The organism is Streptomyces sp. NPDC028305 (assembly GCF_055569495.1).
Genome location: NZ_JBVHTN010000001.1, coordinates 541,693 through 567,835, shown reverse-complemented (window position 1 = coordinate 567,835; position 26,143 = coordinate 541,693). Strand labels below are relative to the sequence as shown.

Annotated in this window: 24 protein-coding genes; 11 read left to right on the top strand and 13 right to left on the bottom strand. The window is 72.0% G+C overall.

Annotated features, from left to right (window positions below; all coding sequences use genetic code 11):
- The first annotated feature begins 18 nt into the window (after positions 1-18).
- Complete coding sequence (locus ACZ4WQ_RS02565) at positions 19-1,239, top strand: MFS transporter (protein WP_468021940.1); 1,221 nt, start codon at positions 19-21, stop codon at positions 1,237-1,239.
- A 65-nt stretch (positions 1,240-1,304) separates the two neighbouring features.
- The gene (locus ACZ4WQ_RS02560; RefSeq protein WP_468021939.1) at positions 1,305-2,090 is read left to right on the top strand and encodes an alpha/beta fold hydrolase; all 786 of its coding nucleotides are present in this window, start codon (positions 1,305-1,307) and stop codon (positions 2,088-2,090) included.
- Between the two features lie 280 nt (positions 2,091-2,370).
- On the opposite strand, the gene ACZ4WQ_RS02555 is transcribed toward ACZ4WQ_RS02560, so the two are convergent.
- Positions 2,371-4,128: an NAD+ synthase gene (locus ACZ4WQ_RS02555; RefSeq protein WP_468021938.1), complete on the bottom strand. Its 1,758-nt coding sequence runs from the start codon at positions 4,126-4,128 to the stop codon at positions 2,371-2,373.
- Between the two features lie 117 nt (positions 4,129-4,245).
- Positions 4,246-5,817, bottom strand: a complete 1,572-nt coding sequence (locus ACZ4WQ_RS02550; protein ID WP_468021937.1) for a multicopper oxidase family protein — start codon at positions 5,815-5,817, stop codon at positions 4,246-4,248.
- Between the two features lie 481 nt (positions 5,818-6,298).
- Here ACZ4WQ_RS02550 and glnA point away from each other — a divergent pair, with 481 nt between their 5' ends.
- Positions 6,299-7,660 carry a type I glutamate--ammonia ligase gene (glnA, locus tag ACZ4WQ_RS02545; RefSeq protein WP_311730051.1) on the top strand — a complete coding sequence of 454 codons (1,362 nt, stop codon included), beginning with the start codon at positions 6,299-6,301 and terminating at the stop codon, positions 7,658-7,660.
- 254 nt (positions 7,661-7,914) lie between these two features.
- A complete protein-coding gene (locus ACZ4WQ_RS02540; protein ID WP_468021936.1) occupies positions 7,915-11,247 on the top strand; it encodes a bifunctional [glutamine synthetase] adenylyltransferase/[glutamine synthetase]-adenylyl-L-tyrosine phosphorylase in 3,333 nt (1,110 codons plus the stop codon).
- 12 nt (positions 11,248-11,259) lie between these two features.
- Here the strand turns inward: ACZ4WQ_RS02540 and ACZ4WQ_RS02535 are convergent, their stop codons facing one another.
- On the bottom strand, positions 11,260-11,706 hold the full coding sequence (locus tag ACZ4WQ_RS02535; RefSeq protein WP_358848316.1) for a winged helix-turn-helix transcriptional regulator: 447 nt from the start codon (positions 11,704-11,706) through the stop codon (positions 11,260-11,262).
- Between the two features lie 179 nt (positions 11,707-11,885).
- On the opposite strand from ACZ4WQ_RS02535, the gene ACZ4WQ_RS02530 reads away from it, so the two are divergent.
- The 3 genes from ACZ4WQ_RS02530 (at position 11,886) to ACZ4WQ_RS02520 (ending at position 14,344) form a co-directional block, all read left to right on the top strand.
- Positions 11,886-13,268, top strand: a complete 1,383-nt coding sequence (locus ACZ4WQ_RS02530) for an MFS transporter (RefSeq protein ID WP_358848340.1) — start codon at positions 11,886-11,888, stop codon at positions 13,266-13,268.
- The gene (locus ACZ4WQ_RS02525; RefSeq protein WP_468021935.1) at positions 13,265-13,753 is read left to right on the top strand and encodes a pyridoxamine 5'-phosphate oxidase family protein; all 489 of its coding nucleotides are present in this window, start codon (positions 13,265-13,267) and stop codon (positions 13,751-13,753) included. The genes ACZ4WQ_RS02530 and ACZ4WQ_RS02525 overlap by 4 nt, the downstream gene beginning before the upstream one ends.
- Before the next feature lie 156 nt (positions 13,754-13,909).
- Positions 13,910-14,344 carry a PaaI family thioesterase gene (locus ACZ4WQ_RS02520; protein WP_358848318.1) on the top strand — a complete coding sequence of 145 codons (435 nt, stop codon included), beginning with the start codon at positions 13,910-13,912 and terminating at the stop codon, positions 14,342-14,344.
- Here ACZ4WQ_RS02520 and ACZ4WQ_RS02515 read toward each other — a convergent pair.
- Complete coding sequence (locus ACZ4WQ_RS02515) at positions 14,341-15,303, bottom strand: zinc-binding dehydrogenase (RefSeq protein WP_385347241.1); 963 nt, start codon at positions 15,301-15,303, stop codon at positions 14,341-14,343. The two genes, ACZ4WQ_RS02520 and ACZ4WQ_RS02515, sit on opposite strands and share 4 nt — an antisense overlap.
- Before the next feature lie 104 nt (positions 15,304-15,407).
- Between ACZ4WQ_RS02515 and ACZ4WQ_RS02510 the strand changes: the two genes are divergently transcribed.
- On the top strand, positions 15,408-16,046 hold the full coding sequence (locus tag ACZ4WQ_RS02510) for a TetR/AcrR family transcriptional regulator (RefSeq protein WP_358848320.1): 639 nt from the start codon (positions 15,408-15,410) through the stop codon (positions 16,044-16,046).
- Here the strand turns inward: ACZ4WQ_RS02510 and ACZ4WQ_RS02505 are convergent.
- On the bottom strand, positions 16,041-16,475 hold the full coding sequence (locus ACZ4WQ_RS02505; protein WP_358848321.1) for an ATP-binding protein: 435 nt from the start codon (positions 16,473-16,475) through the stop codon (positions 16,041-16,043). The genes ACZ4WQ_RS02510 and ACZ4WQ_RS02505 overlap by 6 nt on opposite strands.
- A gap of 169 nt (positions 16,476-16,644) precedes the next feature.
- Between ACZ4WQ_RS02505 and ACZ4WQ_RS02500 the strand changes: the two genes are divergently transcribed.
- Together ACZ4WQ_RS02500 and ACZ4WQ_RS02495 are read left to right on the top strand one after the other, a co-directional pair.
- Positions 16,645-17,538: a helix-turn-helix domain-containing protein gene (locus ACZ4WQ_RS02500; protein ID WP_468021934.1), complete on the top strand. Its 894-nt coding sequence runs from the start codon at positions 16,645-16,647 to the stop codon at positions 17,536-17,538.
- A gap of 10 nt (positions 17,539-17,548) precedes the next feature.
- On the top strand, positions 17,549-17,752 hold the full coding sequence (locus ACZ4WQ_RS02495) for a DUF397 domain-containing protein (RefSeq protein WP_385347236.1): 204 nt from the start codon (positions 17,549-17,551) through the stop codon (positions 17,750-17,752).
- Positions 17,753-17,755: 3 nt separating this feature from the next.
- Here ACZ4WQ_RS02495 and ACZ4WQ_RS02490 read toward each other — a convergent pair whose 3' ends face one another.
- Entirely contained in the window at positions 17,756-18,298 is a 543-nt protein-coding gene (locus tag ACZ4WQ_RS02490) for a DUF6368 family protein (RefSeq protein ID WP_358848324.1), read from the bottom strand.
- Positions 18,299-18,301: 3 nt separating this feature from the next.
- Positions 18,302-18,568 carry a hypothetical protein gene (locus tag ACZ4WQ_RS02485; protein ID WP_358848325.1) on the bottom strand — a complete coding sequence of 89 codons (267 nt, stop codon included), beginning with the start codon at positions 18,566-18,568 and terminating at the stop codon, positions 18,302-18,304.
- 69 nt (positions 18,569-18,637) lie between these two features.
- On the opposite strand from ACZ4WQ_RS02485, the gene ACZ4WQ_RS02480 reads away from it, so the two are divergent.
- On the top strand, positions 18,638-19,354 hold the full coding sequence (locus ACZ4WQ_RS02480; protein ID WP_385347230.1) for a carbon-nitrogen hydrolase family protein: 717 nt from the start codon (positions 18,638-18,640) through the stop codon (positions 19,352-19,354).
- On the opposite strand, the gene ACZ4WQ_RS02475 is transcribed toward ACZ4WQ_RS02480, so the two are convergent.
- The 6 genes from ACZ4WQ_RS02475 to ACZ4WQ_RS02450 form a co-directional block, all read right to left on the bottom strand.
- On the bottom strand, positions 19,333-19,965 hold the full coding sequence (locus ACZ4WQ_RS02475; RefSeq protein ID WP_385347228.1) for a helix-turn-helix transcriptional regulator: 633 nt from the start codon (positions 19,963-19,965) through the stop codon (positions 19,333-19,335). The genes ACZ4WQ_RS02480 and ACZ4WQ_RS02475 overlap by 22 nt on opposite strands.
- On the bottom strand, positions 19,962-21,077 hold the full coding sequence (locus tag ACZ4WQ_RS02470; protein WP_385347274.1) for a threonine synthase: 1,116 nt from the start codon (positions 21,075-21,077) through the stop codon (positions 19,962-19,964). Before ACZ4WQ_RS02470 ends, ACZ4WQ_RS02475 begins: the two co-directional genes overlap by 4 nt.
- A 92-nt stretch (positions 21,078-21,169) precedes the next feature.
- On the bottom strand, positions 21,170-21,961 hold the full coding sequence (locus ACZ4WQ_RS02465) for an HAD family hydrolase (RefSeq protein WP_361192980.1): 792 nt from the start codon (positions 21,959-21,961) through the stop codon (positions 21,170-21,172).
- 299 nt (positions 21,962-22,260) lie between these two features.
- Positions 22,261-23,166, bottom strand: a complete 906-nt coding sequence (locus ACZ4WQ_RS02460) for a phosphatase PAP2 family protein (protein ID WP_468021933.1) — start codon at positions 23,164-23,166, stop codon at positions 22,261-22,263.
- 114 nt (positions 23,167-23,280) lie between these two features.
- Positions 23,281-24,321 (bottom strand): LacI family DNA-binding transcriptional regulator, encoded by a 1,041-nt coding sequence (locus ACZ4WQ_RS02455; RefSeq protein ID WP_358848330.1) that lies wholly within the window; start codon positions 24,319-24,321, stop codon positions 23,281-23,283.
- A 25-nt stretch (positions 24,322-24,346) separates the two neighbouring features.
- The gene (locus ACZ4WQ_RS02450; RefSeq protein ID WP_468021932.1) at positions 24,347-26,011 is read right to left on the bottom strand and encodes a glycoside hydrolase family 13 protein; all 1,665 of its coding nucleotides are present in this window, start codon (positions 26,009-26,011) and stop codon (positions 24,347-24,349) included.
- Between the last annotated feature and the right edge of the window lie 132 nt (positions 26,012-26,143).

Here is a 26,143-nt window from a genome sequence, read left to right as displayed (position 1 = left end):
GACCTTAGCTTCGCGGGCATGAGTTCGACGTCTCCCCGCGTGAACCGGCTCGCGCTCGCCGCGCTTGCCGCATGCCTGTTCGTGGTGGTCACGGCCGAGTATGTGGTCGTGGGCCTGCTGCCGGAGCTGTCCGGTGATCTGCGGGTGTCCGTGCCCACCGCCGGGATGCTGGTGACCGGCTACGCGCTGGCGGTCACCGTCGGCGGTCCTGTGGTGACCGCGCTGACGTTGCGCGCGCCGCGGAAGGGGGCGTTGCTGGGGCTGCTCGGGGTGTTCACGGCGGGCAATCTGGTGGCCGCGAGCGCCGGCGGGTTCGGGCTGCTGATGGCCGCGCGGGTGCTCACCGCGCTGACCCACAGCACCTTCTTCGCGATCACCGTGGTCACCGCCGCGGCGATGGTCCCCGAGGAGCGGCGGGGCCGGGCGGTCGCCTTCGTGTCCACCGGGCTGAACCTCGCCACCGTCCTCGGCGCTCCGCTCGGCACCTGGATCGGGAACGCCCATGGCTGGCGGGCGACGTTCTGGGCCCTCGGCGCGGTCAGCGCGCTGGCGTTCGTGGCCGTCGCACTGCTCGTTCCGGCCGTCCGCCCGGACTCGGCGCCCCGGCTCCGCGACGGGCTCGCGGCACTGCGCGCCCGCCGGGCCGTCGCACTCCTCGCGGTCACCCTGGTCGCGGAGACCGGATTCTTCGTCGTCTACACCTACATCGCGCCGATACTCGGCGGCGTCGCCGGATTCGGCGAGGGGGCCGTCACGGTCCTGCTGGTCGTCTTCGGCGGCGGGGCGCTCGTCGGCAACCTCGTCGGAGGTCGATTGGCCGACCGCCGCCCCCAGAGCGCGCTGCGCGCCCTGATCGGCGCGCTGGCGGCCGCGCTGGCCGGTTTCGCGGTTGCCGGCCACTGGGCCGCGACGGCCGCGGTGGTGGTGTTCGGCCTCGGTGTGGTGGCCTTCGCGCTGGTGCCGGTGTTGCAGACCCAGGCGGTGGCCGCCGCGCCGGACGCCCCCACGCTGGCCGTCTCCGCGTACACCTCCGTCTTCAACCTCGCCATCGCGGCCGGGTCCTGGCTCGGCGGCCGGGTCCTCGACAGCGGCGGCCTCGGCCTGACAGCACTCGCCCCGGTCGGCGCGCTCGTCGTGCTGGCCGGGCTCGGTCTGACGGCCGACGCCGTCTTCACAGGGCGTGCCGGCGTACGGCCGGGCCGAAGCGAAGGCGCCGATTCGGCGCGGCAAGCCCTGTGATCGCCCGGACAGCCCCTCGCGGCGCCGGGAACAGCACATCGACCATCCATGGAAGGAACATCGTCATGACCACCACATTGCCCCTCGGCCGCATTGTGCGCGGCTCGGGCCCCGGGCTGCTGCTCGCCCATGGCGGCACCGGCGGCATCGACGCGAACTACGGCCCGATCCTGGACGGCCTGGCCGCCCGGTACAAGGTGGTCGGCCCCGACTACCCGGGCTCCGGCCGCAGCCCGCGCGCCGAGGGCCCGCTGGACCTCGACCGGCTCGCCGACCAGCTCGTCGCCGCCGCCGTCGAGGAGGGGCTCGAGACCTTCGCGATCGCCGGGTACTCCCTGGGCGGCCCGGTCGCCCTGCGGGCCGCGAGCCGGCACCCGGAGCGGGTGACCGCCCTGGTGCTGACGGCCACCTTCGCGCACCCGAGCGCGCGGATGCGGCTGCTGGTCGAGGACTGGCTGCGCCACCTCCGGTCGGACGACCAGGAGGCGGCGGCCCGCTGGGCCGTTCTCACCGCCGCCGGCGCGCCGTTCCTGGACCGGATGACCGCGGAGCAGCTCGCTGAGGCGGTCGCCGGGACCCGCGCGTCCGTACCGCCCGGGGCGGTCGAGCAGGTCGAGCTGGTGGGGAGCGTGGACGTACGCGAGGACCTGGGCCGGGTCCGGGTGCCGACGCTGGTCATCTCCACCACCCTCGACGCGATGGCGACGCCGTACCACCACCGGCAGGTCGCGGACGGGATACCCGGCGCGCAGTTCGCCGAGATCCAGTCCGGCCACGTGCCGTTCCTGGAGGCGCCGGCGGAGTGGCTGGGGCTGATCAGGAAGTTCCTGGACGCGCACGTGGCCGACTAGGCCCCCTGCGGCGGGTCCACGCGGCGGAGCCCCGCGCGGCGGAGCCGCATATCGACCGCCGCTCGGACACTGCCCCTCCCGCCCCTTCCCACAACTGGGGCTGGGACGAAGCCCCTGCCGTGTGGCGGAGGCGCGGAACTCTCTACGGCACCCTGGCCGAACCGCGCGGCTTGGCCGCGTGGGGCAGGTGCCCCTGCGCGCGCGGGGGGCTGGGGCGGAGCCTCAGGTGAGGGGAAGGGGCGGGGAGGGGAGGGGAGGGGAGAAACCTCCCCGCCCGCCGTCAGCCGTGTTCGCGCCAGCGGTTGGTGATGGGCAGGCGGCGGTCCTTGCCGAAGCCCTTGGCGGAGATCTTGGTGCCCGGCGGGTACTGGCGCCGCTTGTACTCGGCGGTGTCCACCAGCCGCAGAATCCGCGTGACCAGCTCGTCGTCGTAGCCCGCCGCGACGATCTCCGCCCGGCCCTGGTCCCGGTCGACGTACAGCTCCAGGATGCGGTCCAGCACGTCGTAGTCGGGGAGGGAGTCGGTGTCGACCTGCCCCGGGCGCAGCTCCGCGCTCGGCGGCTTGGTGATCGAGTTCTCCGGGATGGGCGGCGTCTGGCCGCGCTCTTCCGCGGCCCGGTTGCGCCACTTCGCCAGCTGGAAGATGGAGGTCTTGTAGACGTCCTTGATGGGGCCGTACGCGCCGACCGAGTCCCCGTACAGCGTGGAGTAGCCGCAGGCCAGCTCGGACTTGTTGCCCGGGGCCAGCACGATGTGGCCCTCCTGGTTGGAGATGGCCATCAGCATCGTGCCGCGCAGCCGGGACTGGAGGTTCTCCTCGGCCAGGTCGGTGAGGTGCAGGGACTCCATGTAGGCGTCGAACATCGGGGCGATGGGGACCGTACGGAAGTTCAGCCCCGTGCGCCGGGCGAGCTCGGCGGCGTCGGCGATCGAGTGCTCGGAGGAGTAGCGGGACGGCATGGCGACGCCGTACACGTTCCGCGCGCCGACCGCGTCGCACGCGATGGCCGCGACGAGCGCGGAGTCGATGCCGCCGGAGAGCCCGATCAGCACGCTGCGGAAGCCGTTCTTCGCCACGTACGCGCGCAGGCCGACGACGAGCGCGGTGTAGATCTCCTCGTCGTCGCCGAGCCGCTCGGCCTGGCCGCCGGCCAGCTCGGGCTCGTAGGCCGGGAGCGGGTCCGCGGAGAGGGTGACGTGGTCGATGCGCAGCCCGTCGTCCACGACGCCCTGCGGTACGGAGCCGGGGTCGGCGGCGGGCAGGTCGAGGTCGAGCAGCACACAGCCCTCGGCGAACTGCGGGGCGCGGGCGATCACTTCGCCGTCGCGGTCGACGACGATCGAGTCGCCGTCGAAGACCAGCTCGTCCTGGCCGCCGATCATGGCGAGGTAGGCGGTGGTGCAGCCCGCCTCCTGGGCGCGCTTGCGGACCAGGTCGAGGCGGGTGTCGTCCTTGTTGCGCTCGTACGGCGAGGCGTTGATCGACAGCAGCAGCCCGGCGCCGGCGGAGCGGGCGGCGGGTACCCGGCCGCCGTCCTGCCAGAGGTCCTCGCAGATGGCGAGGGCGACATCGACGCCGTGTACGCGGATCATGGGCAGCGTCTCGCCGGGGACGAAGTAGCGGAACTCGTCGAAGACGCCGTAGTTCGGCAGGTGGTGCTTGGCGAAGGTGAGGATCACCTCGCCGCGGTGCAGCACGGCGGCGGCGTTCTGCGGGGCCCCGGCCGGCTGGCCGAACCGCGGCTGGGCGCGCTCGCTGCGGTCGAGGTAGCCGACGACGACGGGCAGCTCGCCGAAGCCCTCGGCCGCCAGCCGGGCGGCGAGCGCGCGCAGCGCGGCGCGGGACGCCTCCACGAAGGAGGAGCGCAGGGCCAGGTCCTCGACGGGGTAGCCGGTCAGCACCATCTCGGGGAACGCCACCAGGTGGGCGCCCTGCTCGGCGGAGTGCCGGGTCCAGTGGACTATCGACTCGGCGTTGCCGTCGAGGTCGCCGACGGTCGAGTCGATCTGGTTCAGAGCGAGGCGAAGTTGAGGCACGGCGCCCAGTGTAATCGTCTCTTTGACGCGATGGCCCTGAGTGTCTCGTTCATCACGTCGGCCCGGTCTCCGCCGCCGTGTGCGGCCGAGACCGGGCCACGCCCCCGTCGCGTACGGTTACTTCCGGTAGCCCAGGATCGTCATCAGCCCGGACTCCGAGTGGTACACGTTGTGGCAGTGGATCATCCACAGCCCCGGGTTCTCCGCGTCGAAGTCGACGTTCACCTTGTGGTGCGGCAGCAGGATCGTGGTGTCCTTGCGCGGGCCGCCGTCCGGCAGCTGGAAGGTGTGGCCGTGCAGATGCATGGGGTGCCACATGTCGGTGCCGTTGATGAACGACAGCCGGACCCGCTCGCCCTGGCGCACCGGATAGCGCTGCGCCGGGTCGTACGGCTTGCCGTTGATCGCCCAGTCGTACCGCTTCATGGACCCGGTGATCCGCAGCCGGATCGTCCGGTCGGGGTCGCGGGGCCTCAGCCGCACGTCCTCCGCGGCCTTCAGCTGGTCCGCGGTGATCAGCCGGCCGTCCAGCTCCTTGGGGCGTACGGTCGGCCGCGGCGCGGTGGCGGAGTCGCTCGTGCGCAGCAGGGCCTGCGCGGTGTGTCCCTTGCCCTCGGCGAGCGCGGTGAGCGGGAAGACCCCGTCCTCGGCGGTGACCAGCACGTCGTAGCGCTCGGCCATGCCCAGCAGCAGCGTGTCGGCGTCGGTGTGCTCGACGGGGAAGCCGTCGGTGTGGGTGACCGTCATGGTGTGGCCGCCGAGCGCGACGCGGAAGGCGGTGTCCCCGCCCGCGTTGATGATGCGGATGCGGATGCGGTCGCCGGGCTTGGCGCGGAAGGTCCGGGGATCGTCCGGGGTACGGCCGTTGACCAGGTAGTACGGGTAGTCCACATCGCCCGGGTCGCCCTCCAGCAGCCGGCTCCGGGCGCCCACCAGCCTCCGGGACGGGCCGGAGCGGTCGGGCTCGTGGTGCTCCTCCGGGTCGTCGCCGTGGCCGGCCATGCCGCCGCCGAGCTCCGCCAGCACCGCGTCCGGGGTGCTGCCGTCCACCCCGTCGACCCAGTCGTCGAGCACGACGAGCCACTCCAGGTCGTACTCCAGCGGCTCCTTCGGGTCGTCGACGATCAGCGGCGCGTACAGCCCCCGGTCCAGCTGGACGCCGGAGTGCGGATGGAACCAGTACGTGCCCGGGTCTGGCACCGTGAAGCGGTAGTCGAAGGACGCCCCGGCCTTGATCGGCGGCTGGGTCACCCCCGGGACGCCGTCCATGTCGTTGCGCAGCGCGATGCCGTGCCAGTGCATGGTGGTGGAGTGCGGCAGGTGGTTGGCGAGCCGGACCGCGAGGGTGTCGCCCGCGGTGACCCGGATCGGCCTGCCGGGCAGCTCGTCCCCGTACGCCCAGGTTTTGACCGTACGGCCGCCGAGGTCGAAGGAGGTGGTGGTGGCGGTCAGCCGGATCTCCCGTACGGGCCCCTCCCCGCGCTTCCGCTCGGCGGCGGCGACCTCCTCGCCGTGGGGGGAGACATAGCCCTCGGGGGTGGGGGCGGCCGCCGGGCCGGCGTTGCCGGCGCGCCGCTGGCCCTGTGGGTCGTCGGAGGCGGAGGAGGAGAAGGAACAGGAGGCGAGCGGTACCGCGCCCGCGGCGGCGATTCCCGCGCCGAGCAGGGCGCGGCGAGAGTATGCGTGCATGAGTGAGCACCCCAATGCCGATGTATGCGTGTGAGCTGCGTGAAAGCGGAGCTGCGTGGGAGAGGGGTGGCGCGTGCGCCTCGGCCCGGCGCGGGGGCGCGGGGCGGGGGCGGACGCGCTTTTATATGAGCAGCGGCAGCGCGGCGCGCAGTACGGGTAGGCCGCACGGGACGGCCGTTGCCCTCCGCTGTCCGCGCATCGCGTTCCTCCGGTCGGCCATGGGCTCTACGATCGCTTCGCTGCCGGAGCCTGCCGACCGCGGCCACAGCTTACCCCCAAGGGGTATCGAAACCCCGGTGGCGGGCCCGTGTGCCAGGCGCTCGGGGCCGTCCGGGGCCACATGAAAGTACGATGCACACATCGTGGCGGGGACTAGGGGGAGAGGCGCGAAACCTCTTCGAAACCCTGCCGGGTGATACTGGGGCCCACAGGTGCCCCACGCGTACCCCAAGAGCCGTCTGACCTGCAAGGATAGGGGACCATGGATAAGCAGCAGGAGTTCGTGCTCCGCACCCTCGAAGAGCGCGACATCCGGTTCGTGCGGCTGTGGTTCACCGACGTGCTCGGCTTCCTCAAGTCCGTCGCCGTCGCGCCCGCCGAGCTCGAAGGAGCCTTCGACGAAGGCATCGGCTTCGACGGCTCCGCGATCGAGGGCTTCGCCCGGGTCTACGAGTCCGACATGATCGCCAAGCCGGACCCCGGCACCTTCCAGATCCTGCCCTGGCGCGCCGAGGCCCCCGGCACCGCCCGGATGTTCTGCGACATCCTGATGCCGGACGGCTCGCCGTCGTTCGCCGACCCGCGCTTTGTGCTCAAGCGGATCCTGGCCAGGACCTCCGACCTCGGGTTCACCTTCTACACCCACCCCGAGATCGAGTTCTTCCTGCTCAGCAAGAAGCCCGTGGACGGCAGCCGCCCGGAGCCCGCCGACTCCTCCGGCTACTTCGACCACACCCCGCAGAACATCGGCATGGACTTCCGCCGCCAGGCCATCACCATGCTCGAGTCGATGGGCATCTCGGTCGAGTTCTCCCACCACGAGGGCGCCCCCGGCCAGCAGGAGATCGACCTGCGCTACGCCGACGCGCTGTCCACCGCCGACAACATCATGACGTTCCGGCTGGTCATGAAGCAGGTGGCGCTGGAGCAGGGCGTGCAGGCCACCTTCATGCCCAAGCCGTTCTCCGAATACCCCGGCTCCGGAATGCACACCCACCTCTCCCTCTTCGAGGGCGACCGGAACGCGTTCTACGAGTCCGGCTCCGAGTTCCAGCTCTCCAAGGTCGGCCGCTCCTTCATCGCGGGCCTGCTGCGCCACGCCGGAGAGATCTCCGCCGTCACCAACCAGTGGGTCAACTCCTACAAGCGCATCTGGGGCGGCTCACAGCGCACCGCGGGCGCCGGCGGCGAGGCCCCCTCGTACATCTGCTGGGGCCACAACAACCGCTCCGCGCTGGTCCGCGTGCCCCTCTACAAGCCCGGCAAGACCGGCTCCACCCGCGTCGAGGTCCGCTCCCTCGACACCGGCGCCAACCCCTACCTCGCCTACGCCGTGCTGCTCGCGGCGGGCCTCAAGGGCATCGAGGAGGGCTACGAGCTCCCGGCCGGCGCCGACGACGACGTGTGGGCGCTGTCCGACGCGGAGCGGCGCTCCCTGGGCATCGAGCCGCTGCCGCAGAACCTGGGCGAGGCCATCTCCCTGATGGAGCGCAGCGAGCTGGTCGCCGAGACGCTCGGCGAGCACGTCTTCGACTTCTTCCTGCGCAACAAGAAGCAGGAGTGGGAGGAGTACCGCTCCGAGGTCACCCCCTTCGAGCTGCGCAAGAACCTGCCGGTGCTGTAGGCGCAGCTCAGCGGATATGCCCCGGTGGACCGGTGTTCCCGGCCGGCGTCGAAACGGCGCCGGCCGGGACTTGAGGGTTCACCGATCTTGTCAGGCCGCCGCCCCTGACAGCCACGGCGACCCGATCCGTCCGGCGCTGATCCCACACGTCACGACCCGCCCCGCAGGGCCTAGGCTCGTCATCGGGCCCGCCCTGGTCACCCGGGGCGCGGGACCGTGGGCGGCGGCACTCGAGAGGCACGGGAGGCGGCGGCATGTCCGTACCGCAGGGACGCAGGAGCAGCAACTTCACCCGGCTGCTGCGGCACGGCTTCACCGACCCCTCCGCCGCCCAGCGGGAGCTGGACTCGCCCGAGCTGTCCGGCGTACGGAGCGACCCGGTGCTGCTGGAGGCGCTGGGCGCGACCGCCGACCCCGATTTGGCGCTGCGCGGGCTCGTACGGCTCGTCGAGGCGCTGCCCGCCACCGGGGCTCCCGCCGGGGCTCCCGCCGAGGCGGCGGGCGGGGTGGCCGACGGCTCGCGGCAGGCGCTGCTGGACACCCTGGTCACCGCCAAGCCGCTGCGCGACCGGCTGCTCGGGGTGCTCGGCGCGTCCGAGGCGCTGGGCGATCACCTCGCCCGGCACCCGGGGGACTGGCAGGCCCTGGTGATGTACGAGTCGGCGGATCTGCACCCGACCACGCCCGAGTTCGAGCAGGCCCTGGCCGAGGGCATCTGGGGCCCGTCCGGCGCGGGGCGGCCCCGGCCCGACGCGCTGCGCGTCGCCTATCGCCGCGCGCTGCTGGCCATCGCCGCCCGCGATGTGTGCGGCACCACCGATGTCGCCCAGGCGGCCGCCGAGCTGGCCGACCTGGCCACGGCCACGCTGCGCGCCGCGCTGGAGATCGCCGCCGAGGAGCAGCCCGAGGACGCCGCCGCCTGCCGGCTCGCCGTGATCGGCATGGGCAAGTGCGGCGGCCGCGAGCTCAACTACGTCTCCGATGTGGACGTCATCTTCGTCGCCGAGGCCGTCGAAAGTGCTGAGGGGATCGAGGAGGGCAAGGCCGTGCAGGCCGCGACCCGGCTCGCCTCCCGGCTGATGCGGATCTGCTCCGAGTCCACCGTCGAGGGCACCATCTGGCCGGTCGACGCCAACCTCCGCCCCGAAGGCCGCAACGGGCCGCTGGTGCGCACCCTGTCCAGCCATATGGCGTACTACCAGCGGTGGGCCAAGACCTGGGAGTTCCAGGCGCTGCTGAAGGCCCGTCCGGTCGCGGGCGACGCCGAGCTCGGCCAGGCGTACGTGGACGCCCTCGCGCCCATGGTGTGGCAGGCCGTCGAGCGCGAGAACTTCGTCCCCGATGTGCAGCAGATGCGCCGCCGCGTCGTCGAGAACATCCCCGTCACCGAGATAGACCGCGAGCTCAAGCTGGGCCCCGGCGGTCTGCGCGATGTCGAATTCGCCGTCCAGATGCTCCAGTTGGTGCACGGGCGGTCCGACGAGACGCTGCGCAGCGGCACCACGCTCGACGCGCTCGCGGCGCTGGCCGCGGGTGGCTACGTGGGGCGCTCCGACGCCGCCGCGCTGGACGCCGCGTACCGCTTTCTGCGCTCCATGGAGCACCGCATCCAGCTGTACCGGCTGCGCCGCACCCATCTGGTGCCCGAGGACGAGGCCGATCTGCGGCGCCTGGGCCGCTCGTTGGCCGGGCTCTACGACGGGGACCGCCACACGGAGCCGGTGGCCGCACTCGGCGCGGCCTGGCGGCGCCATGCGCGCGAGGTCAGGCGGCTGCACGAAAAGCTGTTCTACCGGCCGCTGCTGGACGCGGTCGCCCAACTGGAGCCCGGCGAGACCCGGCTCAGCCCTGCGGCCGCGGGCCAGCGTCTGGAGGCCCTCGGCTATGCCGATCCGGCCGCCGCCCTACGTCATTTGGAGGCATTGGCGTCCGGTGTGACCCGGAAAGCCGCGATTCAGCGTACGCTGCTGCCCGTGCTGCTGGGCTGGTTCGCCGATTCCGCCGATCCGGACGCCGGGCTGTTGGGCTTCCGCAAAGTCTCCGATGCGCTGGGCAAGACGCCCTGGTATCTGCGGCTGCTGCGCGACGAGGGCGCCGCCGCCGAGAATCTGGCGCGGGTGCTGTCCGCGGGGCGGCTCGCCCCCGATCTGCTGTTGCGCGCCCCCGAGGCGGTCGCCCTCCTCGGCGACCCGGAGGGGCTGCGGCCGCGCGGCCGCCCCCACCTGGAGCAGGAGACCCTCGCGGCGGTCGGCCGCGCCGAGGGCGCGGAGGCGGCGGTCGCGGCGGCGCGCGGGGTGCGGCGGCGCGAGCTGTTCCGTACGGCGGCGGCCGACATCATCGAGAGCGCGCGCCTGGCCAACGGCGCCGTACAGCCGTCGGTGAGCCTCCCGCCGCCGGGCGGCGCGGGGGCGGGCACCGGGCCCGCGGGCCCAGGGCCGCTCACCGCGCCCGGCGGCGGTGCCCGCCCCGTGCGGCCCGGCGCCCCCGGGATCCCCGGCACCCTCCGGCCCGCCGGGGGGACGAAGCGGGCGACCTCCGCCACGGGAGTGACCGCCGGTACGGGAGCGACCTCCGGTACGGGAGTGGCCACCGAACCGCCGCCCCTCGACCCGGCATCGCTGGTCGACCTGGTCGGGGACGCCGTCTCCGACCTCAACGCCGCGACGGTCGCGGGCGCGCTGCGCGCCGCCGTGCGCGAGACCTGGGGCGACGAACTGCCCACCCGCTTCGCGGTCATCGGCATGGGCCGCTTCGGCGGCCACGAGCTGGGCTACGGCTCGGACGCGGACGTGCTGTTCGTCCACGAGCCGCGCGAGGGGGTGGACGAACAGGAAGCCTCGCGCGCCGCGTTCGCCGTGGCCAACGAGATGCGGCGGCTGCTCCAGCTGCCCACGGTCGACCCGCCGCTGGCCATCGACGCCGACCTGCGGCCGGAGGGCAAGTCCGGCCCGCTGGTGCGCACCCTCGGCTCGTACGCCGCCTACTACCGGCGCTGGTCGCTGGTCTGGGAGAGCCAGGCGCTGCTGCGCGCCGAGCCGGTCGCGGGCGACTCCGACCTGGGCGCCCGCTTCATCGAGCTGATCGACCCGCTGCGCTACCCCGCCGAGGGCCTCGGCGACGACGCGGTCCGCGAGATCCGGCGGCTCAAGGCCCGGATGGAGTCCGAGCGCCTGCCGCGCGGCGCCGACCCCACCACCCACACCAAGCTGGGCCGCGGCGGCCTGTCCGACGTCGAGTGGACGGTGCAGCTGCTCCAGATGCGCCACGGCTGGGCCGAGCCGGGCCTGCGCACCACCCGCACCCGCGAGGCGCTCGCCGCCGCCCACGCCGCCGGGCTGATCGGCGCGGAGGACGCGCAGACCCTGGACGAGGCCTGGGTGCTGGCCACCCGCGCCCGCAACGGCATCATGCTGGTCCGCGGCCGCCCCGGCGACACCTTCCCCGGCGACAGCCGCGAACTGGCGGCGGTGTCCCGCTACTTGGGCTACGGCCCCGGGATGGTCGGCCAGATGCTCGACGACTACCGGCGCACCACGCGGCGGGCGCGGGCCGTGGTGGACCGGCTGTTCTACGACTACGAGGGCTGACGGGCCCGGCTCTCAGGCCCGGGCCGGCGCCAACTGCTCGGTCTCGGCCGCGCGCTGGTCGTACTCGGTCCGGGCGGCGGCGATCTCGTCCTGGTGGTCCTCGGTCCAGGTGACGAGCGCCTGGATGGTGTCGTGCAGCGTCGCGCCCAGCGGAGTGAGCTGGTAGTCCACGCGCGGCGGAACGACCGGGTGCACCGTACGGCGCACCAGCCCGTCGCGCTCCAGCTGGCGCAGCGTCACGGTCAGCATGCGCTGGCTGATCCCGTCGATCTCGCGGCGCAGCTCGGTGAAGCGCATGGTGCGGCGGTCGAGCAGGGCGATGACGAGCAGCGACCACTTGTCGGCCACGCGGTCGAGGATCTGACGGACCTCGCAGCCCTCCCGGGTGTCCCACTGGCGGGCGTGGTCGTCGTCGGTTCCCGTGCAGTGACTCGGTGACTTCAAAGTGCCTTCTTCCATGGTCGTTCAGGGTGCATCAGGATCGAGGCGGTAACAAGAGGGAACTGACAGGCGTCCCGGTAACCGCGCGCGACGCGTCCCCTCTTCTTTCTCCTTTCCTCTTTCTTCCTGCGTCAAGGAGCTGTGCTGTGTCCGCGTCACCACCGCAGAACACCGTCCTGGAGTCCGGCGCCGCCCGCTTGAGCGGGCGCGCGTGGGGAGTGCTCTTTGTGCTGTGCGGAGCGATCTTCCTGGAGGGCATCGATGTGGCCATGCTCAATGTGGCCCTGCCGTCCATCCGCGCCGACCTGGGGATGTCCACCGGTGAACTCCAGTGGGTGATGAGCGCTTACGTCGTGGGCTACGGCGGGTTCATGCTGCTGGGCGGACGGGCGGCGGACCTCTTCGGCCGCCGGCAGATGTTCCTGTTCTGGCTGACCATGTTCCTGCTCTTCTCCGGCCTCGGCGGCTTCGCCGACGACGGGGCGACGCTCATCGTCGCCCGCTTTGTGACGGGGGTCGCGGCCGCGTTCATGACCCCGGCCGGGCTGTCCATCATCACGACCAGCTTCGAGGAGGGGCCGCAGCGCGACAAGGCGCTTCTCGTCTACTCCGGCACGGCGGCCGGTGGCTTCTCCGTCGGTCTGGTCGTCGGCGGGCTGCTGGCCTCGGCCGACTGGCGCTGGGTGTTCTTCGCGCCCGTCGTCCTGTCGTTCCTCATCCTGCTCGTCGCGCTGGCGCTCGTCCCCAAGTCCGGGCGGCCCGACCGCACCGGGCAGCGCGTCGATCTGCTCGGGGCGTTCACCGTGACCGGTGCGATCGTCCTCCTCGTCCTCGCCGTCGAACGCGCCGCCCACACCGGCCTGGGCCAGACGCTCTCCACCCTCGCCGCCGGTTTCGTGCTCCTCACCGTCTTCGTGCTGACCGAACGCCGGGCGGCCGTCCCGCTGGTGCGGCTGGGGATCTTCCGCAGCGGCCCCCTGGTACGCGCCAACCTCGCGGCGCTGCTCTTCGCCGGGGGCTTCTTCGGCTTCCAGTTCATCGCCGTGCTGTATCTGCGGGAACTGCGTGGCTGGTCCACGGTCGAAACCAGCCTCGCGCTCCTGGTGATCGGCATCGACGCCGCGCTCTCACCCACGCTCACCCCCAGGCTCGTCAACCGCTTCGGCAACGCCCGGGTCATCTTCGGCGGCCTGGTGCTGGCCGCGCTCTCGTACGCCCTGTTCCTGCCGGTCGGCGAGGACTGGACGTACGCGGCGATGTTCCCCAGCCTCATCACCCTCGGCCTGGCCTTCTCCCTGGCGTACGGCCCGCTCACCATCGTCGCGACCGAAGGCGTCCGGGAGGAGGAGCAGGGCCTGGCCGGAGGCCTTCTCTACACCTCCTTCCAGTTCGGCGCCGCCGTCGGCCTGTCCGCCGTCACCGCCGTCAACGTCGCCGCCACGGGCGACGGCGGATCCCCTCAGGCCCTGCTCGACGGCTACCGCGCCGCCCTGCTGGTCCCGCTCGCCGCGGCCGCCCTGGCCGCGCTCATCAGCGCGTTCGGCCTCCGTGCCCGTTCCAGTGAAGGGGCGGCAGCATGACGCTGAAGGTAGGCTCCTTCTTCGATATCGAGCGCGAGTTCTTCCAGTACGTCAGCGACATCAGGTACGCGACCATGATCACCGTCGACAGGAAGAACCGCCCCCGGGCCCGCGTGCTCCTCCCTGTCTGGGAGCTTGTCGACGGCCGCCCCGTCGGCTGGCTGGCCGCCTACAGGACACCGGTGAAATCGGCCCACTTGGCGAACAATCCGCACACCACCTACTCCTACTGGAGCCCTCGCCAGAACGCCGTGTTCGTCGACAGCGTCTCCACATGGGTCGAGGAGGAGCCCACCAAGCGCTATGCCTGGGAGCTCTACCGCAAGGGCAGCCCGCCCGGCGTCGGCTACGACCCCCGCGGCTACTGGTGCGGCGGGCCGACGGACCCGGAGTACCACGTGCTGCGCATCGAGCCGTGGCGGGTGCAGGTGCTGCGCGGAGCGGATCTGCGCAGCAAGATCTGGACGGCCGGGGGCGGTGCGTAGAGCCCGCCGGTGCGCCACCGGCCTCGGCCGGTGGCGCTTCTGCCGGGAGATGGACACAGCAGCATCAGCTGCTGTCACACTGACGGCGGCCGGTGCGCCGTACGACCACGGTGGCGGGCCCGAGGACGCGTACCCGAACCCGAAAGGCAGCACCCCATGCCCCCTTCTGAGACGGCAGCCCTGAGCCCCGCCGCCCTCCTGGCGGCCATGCCCTTCGCGGCACAGCTGGGCATCGAGCTCCACGAGGCCGCCGCCGGCCGGGCCGTGGGCAGTCTGCCCTGGTCACCGGAGTCCTGCACCGCGGGCGGAATCCTGCACGGCGGAGCGCTGATGGCGCTGGCCGACTCCGTCGGCGCCGTCTGTGCCTACCTCAACCTGCCGCCGGGTGCCGGGACCTCCACGGTGGAGTCCAAGACCAACTTCCTGCGGGCGGTGGCCTCCGGACGAGTCCACGCCACGGCCCGCCCCCTGCACGTCGGCGGCACCCTCATCGTCGTACAGACCGATCTGCGGGACGACAAGGACCGGCTCGTGGGACAGACCACCCAGACCCAGATCGTGCTCGCCGCGAAGGACGGCGCCACGAGCTAGGGGGTCAGCACGATCCGGCCGAACACCTCACCGGCGTCCATCTTCCGGTGTGCCAGAACGGCTTGCTCCAGCGGCAGCAACTCGTGTACCACCGTGGGCAGTTCGCGGCGGCTCGCGGCGGCGAACTGCCCGGCCCGTACGGCACGCAGAGCGGGTGCGGCCACGGTGGCCGTGCTGAAGACGGCGAACGACAGCGACTTCTGGAACGCCGCCATCATCTTCGCGCCGAAGTCCGCCGGCGGCAGGCCCGCGACCGCGCCGACGGCCACCATGCGGCCGTTCGGGTTGAGCCTGTCGAAGAACGAAGACATGTCCACACCGGCGACGATGTCGATGATGACGTCGTAGCCCTCCGGGGCGTCTCCGTCTCCCCCACCGGAGCGGTCCAGCACATGGGTCGCGCCGAGCTCGCGCAGGCGGTCACCGCGCTCGGCCGACGACGTCGTGACCGCCACCGCACCGGCACCGCCACGAGCCGCGAGCTGGACCGTCATGATCCCGATGCTGCCCGCCGCGCCGCGCACCAGCACCGACTCGCCGGGAGCGAAGCGGGCATGGGCAAGACCGAAGTGCGCGACCGGCCCGGAACTCCCGAGCGTCACCGCATCGACAGCGGACAGATCCTCGGGGAGGGGAAGAACCTCCTCGACCGGTGCTGCCGCCTGCTCGACGTAACCGCCGCCCATGCCGGTGAAGGCCCACACGCGCCGCCCGATCCAGGACGAATCGACCCCGTCACCGACCGCGGTCACCGTGCCCGCCACCTCGCCGCCGGGGACATGGCCCTCCTTGAAGCCGTAATCGGTGAGACCGCCCCTACGAATCAAGGTGTCGGCGCCGCCGACGCCGATCGCCTCCGCGGCGACCAGCACCTGCCCGGCGGCGGGAGTCGGGGCGGGCACGTCGATGACTTCCAGACCTTCGGGGCCTCCGAACCTCTGGATCGCTACTGCCTTCATGCCGTCTCCTCGCTCGGGGGTCGATCGGGACAGGCCCGGGTGTCGAGCCCCGGCCACGGCGGACGCTAACGGACGCCACCGTCCGTTTGGCTAAAGTGAGAGCGATGACGGACCGTTTGCCTCACCCCCTGCGCTCCGACGCCCTGGAGAACCGCGAACGCATCCTCGACGCGGCCCGCGCACTGTTCGCCGCCGAGGGCCTGAACGTGCCGATGCGGGAGGTCGCCCGGCACGCCGGAATCGGCCCCGCCACCCTGTACCGCCGCTTCCCGACCAAGCAGACGCTGGTCACCGAGGCCTTCGCGGCAGAGACGCGCGCCTGCCACGCCATCGTCGACGAGGCGGTCGCCGACCCGGATCCGTGGCAGGGCTTCTGCTTCGTGATCGAGAAGACCTGTGAGCTGCACGCGCGCAACCGAGGCTTCACCGAAGCCTTCCTGGAGGCTTTCCCCGATCCGACGGGCGCCGTCATGGACCGCGCACACGTGCTGCGCTCGATCGCCGAACTGGCCGACCGCGCCAAGGACGCCGGGCGCCTGCGCGCCGACTTCGTCCTCGACGACCTGTTCGTCATGCTGATGGCCAACAGAGGCATTCGCGCCGCATCGACGACCGCTCAGGTCGCGGCGTCCCGGCGCTTCGCCGCATTCATGATCCAGGCATTCCAAGCGTCCCCGGAACGCTCACCTCTACCGCCGGCGGCCCGGTTCGGGCTGCGAGGCGGTCAGCTAGAAGCGTCATGAGCCCGCGCCGCCCACTTGGAACCACACCGCCTTTCCGGGGCCGGGCCCGTGGTGGCAGACGCCCCAGTCGGCGGCGCAGCTGTCGATGAGGAGAAGGCCTCGGCCGTTTTCGCTCTCTGTTTCGGCCCTGGTGGGGATGCGTGGCGAAGGAAGCCCGGGGGCGTCGTCGCTGACGAGCACGCGGAGTGTGCCTCGGGCGCCCCACTCGGCATAGAGGGTGACGGGCGCCGCGCAGCCGCTGCGCAGGCAGGCGGTGACGGCGTTGGTGACGGCCTCGGAGGTGAGGAGGAGGGCGGTGTCGGCGAGGTCGGGTCGGTTGGCGGTGCGCAGGGCGGTGCGTACGGCTTCGCGGGCGGTGCGGACCCAAGTCGGGTCGGGTGGGAAGACGAGGGAGAAGTCGGCACGGGGGTGCTCGGGGCTCGTGGGCATATTGCCTCCTTCGGCCAACGGCCGGATGGCGTGCGCCGGTTGGGCGATTCGTCTTCGACGGTAGAGAGATAGGTTTCCAGTCTGCAACCTTGATGGCCTGATTCCCTCCAACGAGTGGCTCCCGGCTGCCCCAAGCGGGCAGACTGCTGCCGATCGTAAGGAGGACGCCATGGGCCTACGGGCCAATCCGACACAACGGCAGCGACGATTGGGCCTGGAGCTGCGGAGGCTCCGCAACGAGTGCGGCTTGTCCGCGGCGGAAGCGGGGGCTTTCGCCGGGCTGGGCTCGCCGCACCTCGGGCACATCGAGGCGGGTCGAACGGCCATTCCCGAGGTGAAGCTCCGCGCGTTGCTTGCCGCGTACGGTTGCTGTAACGAAACTCTTATTCATGGGCTTGTCGCCATGAGTGAGTCGACGGGGAAGGGATGGTGGTCGGACTACCGCAAATCTCCGCTGGCCGACAGCATCCGCGACCTCGCGGAGCTGGAGTCGACCGCCGTTGCCCATCGCTCGTTCCAGTGGATGTATGTGCCGGGGCTGCTCCAGACCCCGGAGTACGTACGAGCCCTCATCGCTGGTGGCGAGGTCGATGCCGACCTCAGCCTGCGGGAGACCTATGTCGAGTTCCGGCTGAAGCGGCAGCAGGTGCTGACCGGCGAGTCGCCGCCCGCCTTCCATGCGGTCATCCACGAAGCGGCCTTTCATATGCAGTTTGTGGACACCGAGATCATGCGGGGGCAGATCGAGCACTTGGTGGAGATGGCCAGGCTGCCCCATGTCCGCATCCAGTTGCTGCCGTTCAAATCAAGCCTCTCCCCGGCGACACCCGCCGCACCGTTCGTCCTCCTCGAAGCCGAGGCAGCCGAGTTGAACACGGTCTATGTGCAACACCCCGTGTCGTCCACCTTCCTCGAAGATCAGGCGCATCTCGCCCAGTACGGTGCGGACCTCGAACGCCTCAGCGCCGCCGCACTGCCGCCGATTGACCCGGGGCCCGAAAGGCAGTCCTATAAGAGGAGTGATTCGCTTAGGCTCGTGCAGCATCTCTTGTACACCCTGTGAGGAGAACCTGATGTCCGGGCTCATGTGGCGTAAGTCGAGCTTCAGCAGCGGTTTGGGCAGCTCCGACTGCGTCGAAGTCGCGGCGTTGCCCGGAGACCTCATACTCCTTCGCGAGAGCGATGACCCGACCGCCGTCATCACCACGGCGCCGACCCGCTGGGCCACCTTCATACGCGGGGTCAAGCGCGGCGACTTCGACCGACTTCCCCAATAGCGGCTACTTGAGCAGCCGGAAGCCGGGCTGCCTCGCCCATGCCCTCAGGAACTCGGCGGAGCCGTACGCGGCGGGCCATGGATCCGTCATCAGGGCCACGACCCCGGGAAGGCCGGACACGATCGGCACCTGATCCTGGCGTAGCTCAGCGTTGGCGACGCCGCCGAGTACGTCCATGATCCCGGCGGTCAGCAAGGCCAGCGCGACGTGATCGACCGGGCTGTCGCAGAAGGTGAGCACGTCGACCGCGTGGGTCGGGGTGAAGCCGATGAGCGGCCTCTGGTCGGCCTCGTCGGCGTGCTCGGCCTCGAAGATCTCCTCGTCGCCGATGCCGGGGCCCATCAGAGAGACGAGGAGTGGCCGGTGTCCGTCGACACCGCCGGTGTTCGCGATGCCGAGGCTCTCCGCCCGCGCATGGATGTCGTACTCGCCGACTCGCTTCTCCTCAAGCCGTGACGAGGAGCACGCCAAGAAGTCGCGCAGCCGCTGGATGGCGGCGGCGGAGGGGGCCTCCGCCAGCTCGATCACCAATACCGGTCCGGCCACGTGTCACGCCGCCCGGCGACGGCGGAACTCGTCGAGCCAGCGGCGCACTTGCCGGTTGTCGTGCAGATAACCGCCGCCGGGCCCGGCGGGGAGGTCGATGCCGTGCAGGAGGTTCAGCGCCCACCACGCGAGGTCGTCCCAGTCCAGACGGTCGTCGGCGACCCAGCGCCCGGCCCACCGGTCGGCTTCGTCCCGGCTCAGGCGTCCCTCGACGACGGCGACGAAGCGCTTCTCGATCTCATCGAGATCCGGCTGCCCGCTCACCCCCATGCGGGGACGGTACCCGCTCCCGGGCTACCTTGAGCACATCGTTCGCACAACTCGACGAGGGGTGTCAGGGTGAAGCAGCCGTTGACCATCGCGGTGGCGCAGCCGCGCTGCGTGGCTCACGACGTGAGGGCCAACGCCGTGGCCCACGCGGAGGCCGTCCGAGCGGCGGGCGCGCGGGTGGTGGTGTTCCCCGAGATGTCGCTGACGGGGTACGAGCTGGACGCGGTGCCGGTCGCGCCGGACGACGAACGGCTGGCTCCGATCGTCGCCGCGTGCGACGAGGCCGGGACGGTCGCCCTGGTCGGCGCTCCCGTGCCCGGTCCGCGCATCGGCATGCTGGCCGTGGACGGAGAAGGGGCGCGGGTCGTTTACGGAAAGGCCTATCTGCACCACAGCGAGGCCGTCCACTTCGTGCCCGGCGAGCCCGCCGTGATCGAGGTGGACGGCTGGCGGCTGGGGCTCGCCATCTGCCGTGACACCGGCATTCCCGAGCACGCCGCGCGGACCGCCGCACTGGGCATCGACGGCTACGTGGCCGGGGTCGTCCACGCCGATCGCGAGGCCGGACTCCACGGCGAGCGCGCCCGCCGGGTCGCCGCCGACCACGGCGTGTGGGTCGCCACGGCCGCCTTCGCGGGGCCGACCGGCGGCGGCTTCGACCGTACGTCCGGCCGCTCGGGCATCTGGTCCTCCGGCGGGGAGCTGATCGCCGAGGCGGGTGCGGCCCCCGATGATGTGGCGCGGGCCGTGTTCGACGGCCGTTCTCAGTCGGGTGAGCGCAGGTAGTTGTAGACCGTCGCCCGGGAGACCCCCAGCAGCTCCGTCACCGCCTGCACGGAGTGCTTGACCTGGAGGAAGCCGCGCGTCTTGAGGGAGCGTACGAGTTCTTTCTTCGCGGCGGAGCCCAGGCTGCGCGGGGTGTGGCCGCGGGCCGCGGCGAACTCCTCGATGACGGTGCGGAGTTCGTCCGCGGTGCGGGCGCGCAGGGTTTCGGTGAGGGGCTGTTCCTGGTCGTCGGTCCTGACCAGGTTGTTGAGGCTGCGGGCGACGCTGGCGAACAGCGAGACGTCGAGGTTGAGGCAGATGGCGGCGATGTATTCGCCCGCGCTGTTCTTGATGCCGATCGAGGTGCTCTTGGCCGGGCGGCCGTCCGGGAAGCGGTTGGGGTAGTTCTGGACGATGTCGGGGAAGCCGGGGTCCTGGATGCGGGCGATGCCGAGCTCGGTGGCGGGGTCGCCGACGGAGCGGCCGGAGAGGTTGCTCTCTATGGCCCGGATGGCGCGTTCGGGGTCGCGAAGGTCGTGCAGGACGACCTCGCACAGGCCCGGGAACATGCGGCCGATGGCGACGACGATCTTCTCGGCCTCGCGCAGGAGCAGGTCGTCCTCGGTGGTCATGGTGTGTCTCCCTGGTCGGCGAAGAGCCCGCCCATCGTGGTCGCCGCCTTGAGCCCCGAGCCCGTCAGCAGCACGACGGTCGTCTCGCCCGGGCGGATCGCGCCCCGGGCGCGGAAGACGTCGATCGCGGCGGCCGCGGTCGCGCTGGTGGGCTCCGCGTACAGGCCCATGGCGGCCAGGCGGCGGACCGCGGTGGCGATGTCGTCCTCCGGGATGGCGGCCATGTCGCCGTCGGAGCGGCGGACGGCCTGGACGACCTCCGGCAGCCGGATCGGCTCGCGGATGGCCGTGCCCTCGGCGACGGTGGGCGCGAAGGGGGCCGCGGCGCGGCCGTGGAAGGCGGCGTGGATGGGGGCGCAGTTGGCGGGCTGGGCGACCAGCAGCCGGGGGCGGCGCCGGATCTGGCCGGAGGCCAGCAGCTCGGAGAAGCCGATGTCGCAGCCCAGGACGGTGGAGCCGGCGCCGGCCACGGTGATCACGTTGTCCGGGGCGGCGAAGCCCAGGTCCTCCCACAGCTCGTAGGCGAGGGTCTTGGTGCCCTGGAGGAAGAACGGGTGCCAGTTGTGGCTCGCGTAGTACGTACGCTCCGAACGGCGCAGCGCCTCCGCGGCGGTGGCGTCCCGGTCGCCCGGGACGAGCTCCACGCGCGCCCCGTACGCGCGGCTCTGGAGCACCTTGGCGGGGGAGGTGGACTCGGGGGCGAGGATCGTGGCCCGGATGCCGGCCGCCGCGCAGTACGCCGCGACCGAGGCCCCGCCGTTGCCCGAGCTGTCCTCGATGACCTCCGGCACGCCGCGCTGCGCCAGCAGGGAGATCATCACGCTGGTGCCGCGGTCCTTGAAGCTGCCGGTGGGGCTGAACCACTCCAGCTTGAAGCGGACCGGGACCTCGCCCCAGGCCTTCTCGACCAGGGGCGTGCAGCCCTCGCCGAGCGAGACCGGGGCGGCGATGTCCACGGGCAGGGCCGCGCGGTAGCGCCACAGCGAGCGGGTGCCGGTGTCCACGTCCTCGCGGGTGATGCCGGGCAGGGGGGAGACGGTCAGCGGGGCGCCGTCGTCGCCGCACCAGCGCGGGTCGGTGAGCGGGTAGCGGGCGCCGGACCGCTCGTCCAGGTACTGGGGGTGGTCGGGAGAGTGAGGTTCAGGATGCACTTTAGATAGTCTGTTTACTTGTAGAAGATTGGTCAAGGATGGTGGGGTGGGAATCAGGCGCGGCTCGCGTACAGCCGCTCCAGGACCGCCGCCACCCCGTCCTCGTCATGGTCCGGCGCCACCTCGTCCGCCACCGCGATCAGGTCCGGGTGCGCATTGCCCATCGCGACCCCGTACCCGGCCCACTTCAGCATCGGGATGTCGTTCGGCATATCGCCGAAGGCGATCGTGTCCGCGGGCGAGAAGCCCAAGCGCTCCGCCGCCCGCCCCAGCCCCAGGGCCTTGTCCACCCCCGCCGGCAACACCTCGATCATGCCCTTCTCGGAGTGCGTCACCGACACCTCGTCCCCGCCCGCCAGCGCCGCGGCCGCCGCGACCCGGCCGTCGGGCAGCTCGCGGTGGCGCATCAGCACCTTCTCGATCGGCTGGGCCCACAGCTCGTCCCGGCTGCCGACGAGCCCCCAGTCCGGGCGCATCCGGTCGGTGAAGCGCGGCGTGATCACAAAGCGGTTCTCGGGCGCGGCGGTGACCACCGCCAGCTCCAGCGGACGCCCGCCCAGCTCCTCCTCGGTGCGCTTGACCACCGCTCGCGCCAGGTCCAGGTCGAGCGACGCGGAGGCCAGCAGCCGGTCCGCCGAGGCGTCGTACAGCTGCGCGCCCTGACCGCACACCGCGAGCCCCTGGTAGCCGATGGCGACCAGGAACTCCCGGCAGGAGGCGGCGGGCCGCCCGGTGACGACCAGATGGGTCGCCCCGGCGCCGCCCGCGAGGGTGAGGGCCGCGCGGGTGCGGGGCGAGACGGTCAGATCGGTGCGCAGCAGCGTGCCGTCGAGGTCGGTGGCCACCAGCCGGAAGCGCGGGCCGGCGGAGCCCGAGCGGGGGCGGGGGAGGCGGATCCCGGTGGCGGCGGGTGCTGAAGGTCTTGCGGATGCGGATGATGCCGGTGTGGCGTCGGCGGTGTGCACGTGCCGTGTCCCTTTCGTCTCCTCGGGGCCGCGGCGGTATGCGCAGATACGCGCGCGACGACGCGCGCGAACGCGGCCCGTCGTCATCGCGGGACGGCCGAGCCGGTGATCGAGCCCCTGAATGCTGAGCCAGAATGGCGGCTCGGGCGGGTGCGATCAAGCGGCCTTGACAGCCGGGCTCACGCCGTCTTCAGCCCTCCGGCTTCCGGACCCGCCTCCGGCTCGGCCTCCGCCTGTCGTGCCGTCACCTGCCTCGGCAGCCGGTAGGAGAGCCTGCCGTACCAGAGCCTCGACAGGGTGAAGCCGAACGACAGGCAGATGACGCCGCCGACGGCATCGAGCCAGAAGTGGTTGGCCGTCGCCACGATCACCACCAGTGTGGCCGTCGGATACAGCAGCCCCAGCGCCTTCGCCCACACCGGGCGGGCCAGCGTGGCGATGGTGACGCCGCACCACAGCGACCAGCCGATGTGCATGGACGGCATCGCCGCGTACTGGTTGGACATGTTGGCCAGATTCCCGGAGGCCATCGACCCCCAGGTGTGATGCGCCACGACGGTGTCGACGAAGTGGCCACCGGCCATCAGCCGGGGCGGGGCCAGCGGGAAGAGGTAGTAGCCGATCAGGGCGACGCCGGTGGTCGCGAGGAGCACCAGCCGGGTGGCGGCGTAGCGGCCCGGGTGCCAGCGGTAGAGCCACACCAGCACGCCGAGGGTCACGATGAAGTGCAGTGTGGCGTAGTAGTAGTTCATTCCTACGATCAGCCAGCTGACCGAGTCGATCGCGTGGTTGACGCCGTGTTCGAAGGCCAGGCCGAGCCGGTGCTCCCAGTCCCAGACCGAGTCGGCGTTGCGCATCGCCTCGTGCCTCTGCTCCGGGACGGCGTTGCGGATCAGTGAGTACGTCCAGTAGCTGACGGCGACCAGGAGGATCTCGAACCAGAGGCGGGGTCTGCGCGGGGTGCGCAGCCGGTCCATGCGGGTATGGACCGGCCCCGGGCGTACGCCGGTCCCGGCGTTGCTCCCCTCGATGGGCGACGGAGTGGCCGTCCGGCCTGCCAGAGTCCTCACAGTCGCTTCACGCATAGGGCAACAGTCTGCCAGAAGCGACCTAACGGGATATCGCCCCCGGGGCCGGTATTGACGTCTTATGTCCCCCTCCGGGCCGCCCCGCATGTGGCGTAGTCCGGCATACGCCCGTTATGCGCCGCCACCTCGCGCCGCCGACCCGTGGGCCGAGGCCGTGGAGCCGCGGACCACCAGCTCCGGGAGGAACACGAACTCGCTGGGCGGGGCCGGGGTGCCGCCGATCTCCTCCAGCAGGGCCCGCACCGCGGCCTGGCCCATCGACTGCACGGGCTTGCGGATGGTGGTCAGCGGCGGGTCCGTGAAGGCGATCAGCGGCGAGTCGTCGAAACCGACCACCGAGATGTCCCGCGGCACCTCCAGGCCCTGCTGCCTGGCCGCCCGTATGGCGCCCAGCGCCATCATGTCGCTCGCGCACACCACCGCCGTGCAGCCGCGCTCGATCAGCGCGCCTGCCGCCGCCTGGCCGCCCTCCAGCGTGTAGAGCGAGTGCTGGATCAGCTCCTCGGACTCCTCGGGAGCCAGCCCGAGCTGCTCGCGCATCGCGTTCTGGAAGCCCTCGATCTTCCGCAGTACGGGCACGAACCGCTTGGGGCCGAGCGCCAGCCCGATCCGGGTGTGCCCGAGCGAGGCCAGGTGGGTCACCGCCAGCAGCATCGCCGCCCGGTCGTCGGGCGAGATGAACGGCGCCCGCACCTTGGGGGAGTAGCCGTCGACCAGGACGAACGGCACGCCCTGGCCGCGCAGCTGGTCGTAGCGCTGCATATCGGCGCTGGTGTCCGCGTGCAGCCCGGAGACGAAGATGATCCCCGCCACCCCGCGGTCCACCAGCATCTCCGTCAGCTCGTCCTCGGTCGAGCCGCCCGGGGTCTGGGTGGCCAGCACCGGGGTGTAGCCCTGGCGGGTCAGCGCCTGGCCGATCACCTGGGCGAGCGCCGGGAAGATCGGGTTCTCCAGCTCGGGGGTGATCAGGCCCACCAGCCCCGCGCTGCGCTGCCGCAGCCGCACCGGACGCTCGTAGCCGAGCACGTCGAGTGCGGCCAGGACGGATTCGCGGGTGGTCGCCGCCACGCCGGGCTTGCCGTTCAGGACGCGGCTGACGGTGGCTTCGCTGACCCCCGCTTGGGCTGCGATGTCGGCGAGCCGTGCGGTCATGGGGCTGGACTGTACCGGTCGCATGTCAGATTGCCCACCACGCGCAGGAATCGGCGGGAATGCGCACGGTGCCGGCCCCGTACTCCAGCGGTGCCGAGGACAGCAGCGCGCGCCCGGGGACGGGCATTTCCACCTCCTCCGCGAGGGTGTTGAGGGTGCACACGAATCCCGGGCGGGACAGCGCGAGCACCCCGTCGGGCGCGTCCAGCCAGTCCATGGGGGTGTCGCCGAGGCCGGGCAGCTCCCTGCGCACCGCGAGCGCCTCGCGGTACAGCTCCAGCGTAGAGTCCGGGTCCCCGGTCTGCGCCTCCACCGACAGATTCCGCCAGTCGGCGGGCTGCGGCAGCCAGCTGCCGCCGGGGCCGAAGCCGTACGACTCGCCCTCGCGCGCCCAGGGGATGGGCACCCGGCAGCCGTCCCGGAAGCCGTCCTGGCCGCTCTCGCGGAAGGTGCGGAAGAACGCCGGGTCCTGGCGGCAGTCGTCGGGCAGGTCGGTGACCTCCGGCAGCCCCAGCTCCTCGCCCTGGTAGATGTACGTCGAGCCGGGCAGCGCCAGCATCAGCAGGGCCGCGGCCCGGGCCCGGCGCAGGCCCTGGGCGGGGCTGTCCTCGGCGTAGCGGGTGGGGTGCCGGACCACGTCGTGGTTGGAGAGCACCCAGGTGGTGGGGGCGCCCACGGAGGCGGTCGCGGCCAGCGACTCGTCGATCACCTCGCGCATCGCCGCCGCGTCCCACGGGCACCTGAGGAACTGGAAGTTGAACGCCTGGTGCAGTTCGTCGGGGCGCACGTACAGCGCCAGCCGCTCGGAGGTGGGCGCCCACGCCTCGGCGACGCCGATGCGCGCCGGGCCGCCGTCGTGGGCCCGGCTGTAGGAGTCCAGCAGCCGCCGCCAGGAGCGGTGGATCTCGTGCACCCCGTCCTGGTCGAAGAACGGCAGCACCTGCGCGCCGATCAGCTTGGCCTGCTCGGTGCGGCCGATGTCGGGCAGGCCGGGGGCCTTGACCATGCCGTGCGCGACATCGATACGGAAGCCGTCCACGCCCAGGTCCAGCCAGAACTTCAGGACGGACGCGAACTCCTCGGCGACCTCGGGGCAGTCCCAGTTGAGGTCGGGCTGCTCGGGCGCGAAGAGGTGCAGATACCACTCGCCGGGGGCGCCGTCGGGGCCGGTGGTGCGGGTCCAGGCCGGGCCGCCGAAGACCGACTCCCAGTCGTTGGGCGGCAGCTCGCCGTCCGCGCCGCGGCCCGGGCGGAAGTGGTAGCGCTCGCGGGCCGCCCCCCGAGGCCGGTCCGCGAGCGCCTTCTGGAACCACACATGCCGGTCGGAGGTGTGGTTCGGAACGATGTCCACGATCACCTTGAGACCCAGCTCATGGGCTGTACGGACCAGGTCGTCGGCGTCGGAGAGGGTGCCGAACAGCGGGTCGACGGCGCGGTAGTCGGCCACGTCGTAGCCGCCGTCGGCCTGCGGCGAGGCGTAGAAGGGGGTCAGCCAGACCGCGTCCACGCCCAGCCGGGCCAGGTGCGGCAGCCGCTCGCGGGCGCCGCGCAGGTCGCCGACGCCGTCGCCGTCGCTGTCGGCGAAGGACCGTACGTACACCTGGTAGATGACGGCGTCGCGCCACCAGTCCGCACCGCTGGACGGGCGCGTGGTCTCGGTCTGGGGGGAGGTGGTGAGCTCCTGGGTCATGCCGGTGAACGTAACAGCTCTGCAATGCCTTGCGGAAGAGTTTGCAGAGGCTCGGGGCGTCCCGGCGGGGGCTCGGGGTGAGGTCCCGGCGGCTCCGGGGCGCATCGGCGCCCGAGTCAAGCGCCAGAGCGG

Bases quoted from the DNA above. Each gene is read 5' to 3' on its own strand.
- ACZ4WQ_RS02565 (WP_468021940.1), top strand. From the start codon at position 19: ATGAGTTCGACGTCTCCCCGCGTGAACCGGCTCGCGCTCGCCGCGCTT.
- ACZ4WQ_RS02560 (WP_468021939.1), top strand. From the start codon at position 1,305: ATGACCACCACATTGCCCCTCGGCCGCATTGTGCGCGGCTCGGGCCCC.
- ACZ4WQ_RS02550 (WP_468021937.1), bottom strand. From the start codon at position 5,817: ATGCACGCATACTCTCGCCGCGCCCTGCTCGGCGCGGGAATCGCCGCC.
- glnA (WP_311730051.1), top strand. From the start codon at position 6,299: ATGGATAAGCAGCAGGAGTTCGTGCTCCGCACCCTCGAAGAGCGCGAC.
- ACZ4WQ_RS02540 (WP_468021936.1), top strand. From the start codon at position 7,915: ATGTCCGTACCGCAGGGACGCAGGAGCAGCAACTTCACCCGGCTGCTG.
- ACZ4WQ_RS02535 (WP_358848316.1), bottom strand. From the start codon at position 11,706: ATGGAAGAAGGCACTTTGAAGTCACCGAGTCACTGCACGGGAACCGAC.
- ACZ4WQ_RS02525 (WP_468021935.1), top strand. From the start codon at position 13,265: ATGACGCTGAAGGTAGGCTCCTTCTTCGATATCGAGCGCGAGTTCTTC.
- ACZ4WQ_RS02520 (WP_358848318.1), top strand. From the start codon at position 13,910: ATGCCCCCTTCTGAGACGGCAGCCCTGAGCCCCGCCGCCCTCCTGGCG.
- ACZ4WQ_RS02515 (WP_385347241.1), bottom strand. From the start codon at position 15,303: ATGAAGGCAGTAGCGATCCAGAGGTTCGGAGGCCCCGAAGGTCTGGAA.
- ACZ4WQ_RS02510 (WP_358848320.1), top strand. From the start codon at position 15,408: ATGACGGACCGTTTGCCTCACCCCCTGCGCTCCGACGCCCTGGAGAAC.
- ACZ4WQ_RS02505 (WP_358848321.1), bottom strand. From the start codon at position 16,475: ATGCCCACGAGCCCCGAGCACCCCCGTGCCGACTTCTCCCTCGTCTTC.
- ACZ4WQ_RS02500 (WP_468021934.1), top strand. From the start codon at position 16,645: ATGGGCCTACGGGCCAATCCGACACAACGGCAGCGACGATTGGGCCTG.
- ACZ4WQ_RS02495 (WP_385347236.1), top strand. From the start codon at position 17,549: ATGTCCGGGCTCATGTGGCGTAAGTCGAGCTTCAGCAGCGGTTTGGGC.
- ACZ4WQ_RS02485 (WP_358848325.1), bottom strand. From the start codon at position 18,568: ATGGGGGTGAGCGGGCAGCCGGATCTCGATGAGATCGAGAAGCGCTTC.
- ACZ4WQ_RS02475 (WP_385347228.1), bottom strand. From the start codon at position 19,965: ATGACCACCGAGGACGACCTGCTCCTGCGCGAGGCCGAGAAGATCGTC.
- ACZ4WQ_RS02460 (WP_468021933.1), bottom strand. From the start codon at position 23,166: ATGCGTGAAGCGACTGTGAGGACTCTGGCAGGCCGGACGGCCACTCCG.
- ACZ4WQ_RS02455 (WP_358848330.1), bottom strand. From the start codon at position 24,321: ATGACCGCACGGCTCGCCGACATCGCAGCCCAAGCGGGGGTCAGCGAA.
- ACZ4WQ_RS02450 (WP_468021932.1), bottom strand. From the start codon at position 26,011: ATGACCCAGGAGCTCACCACCTCCCCCCAGACCGAGACCACGCGCCCG.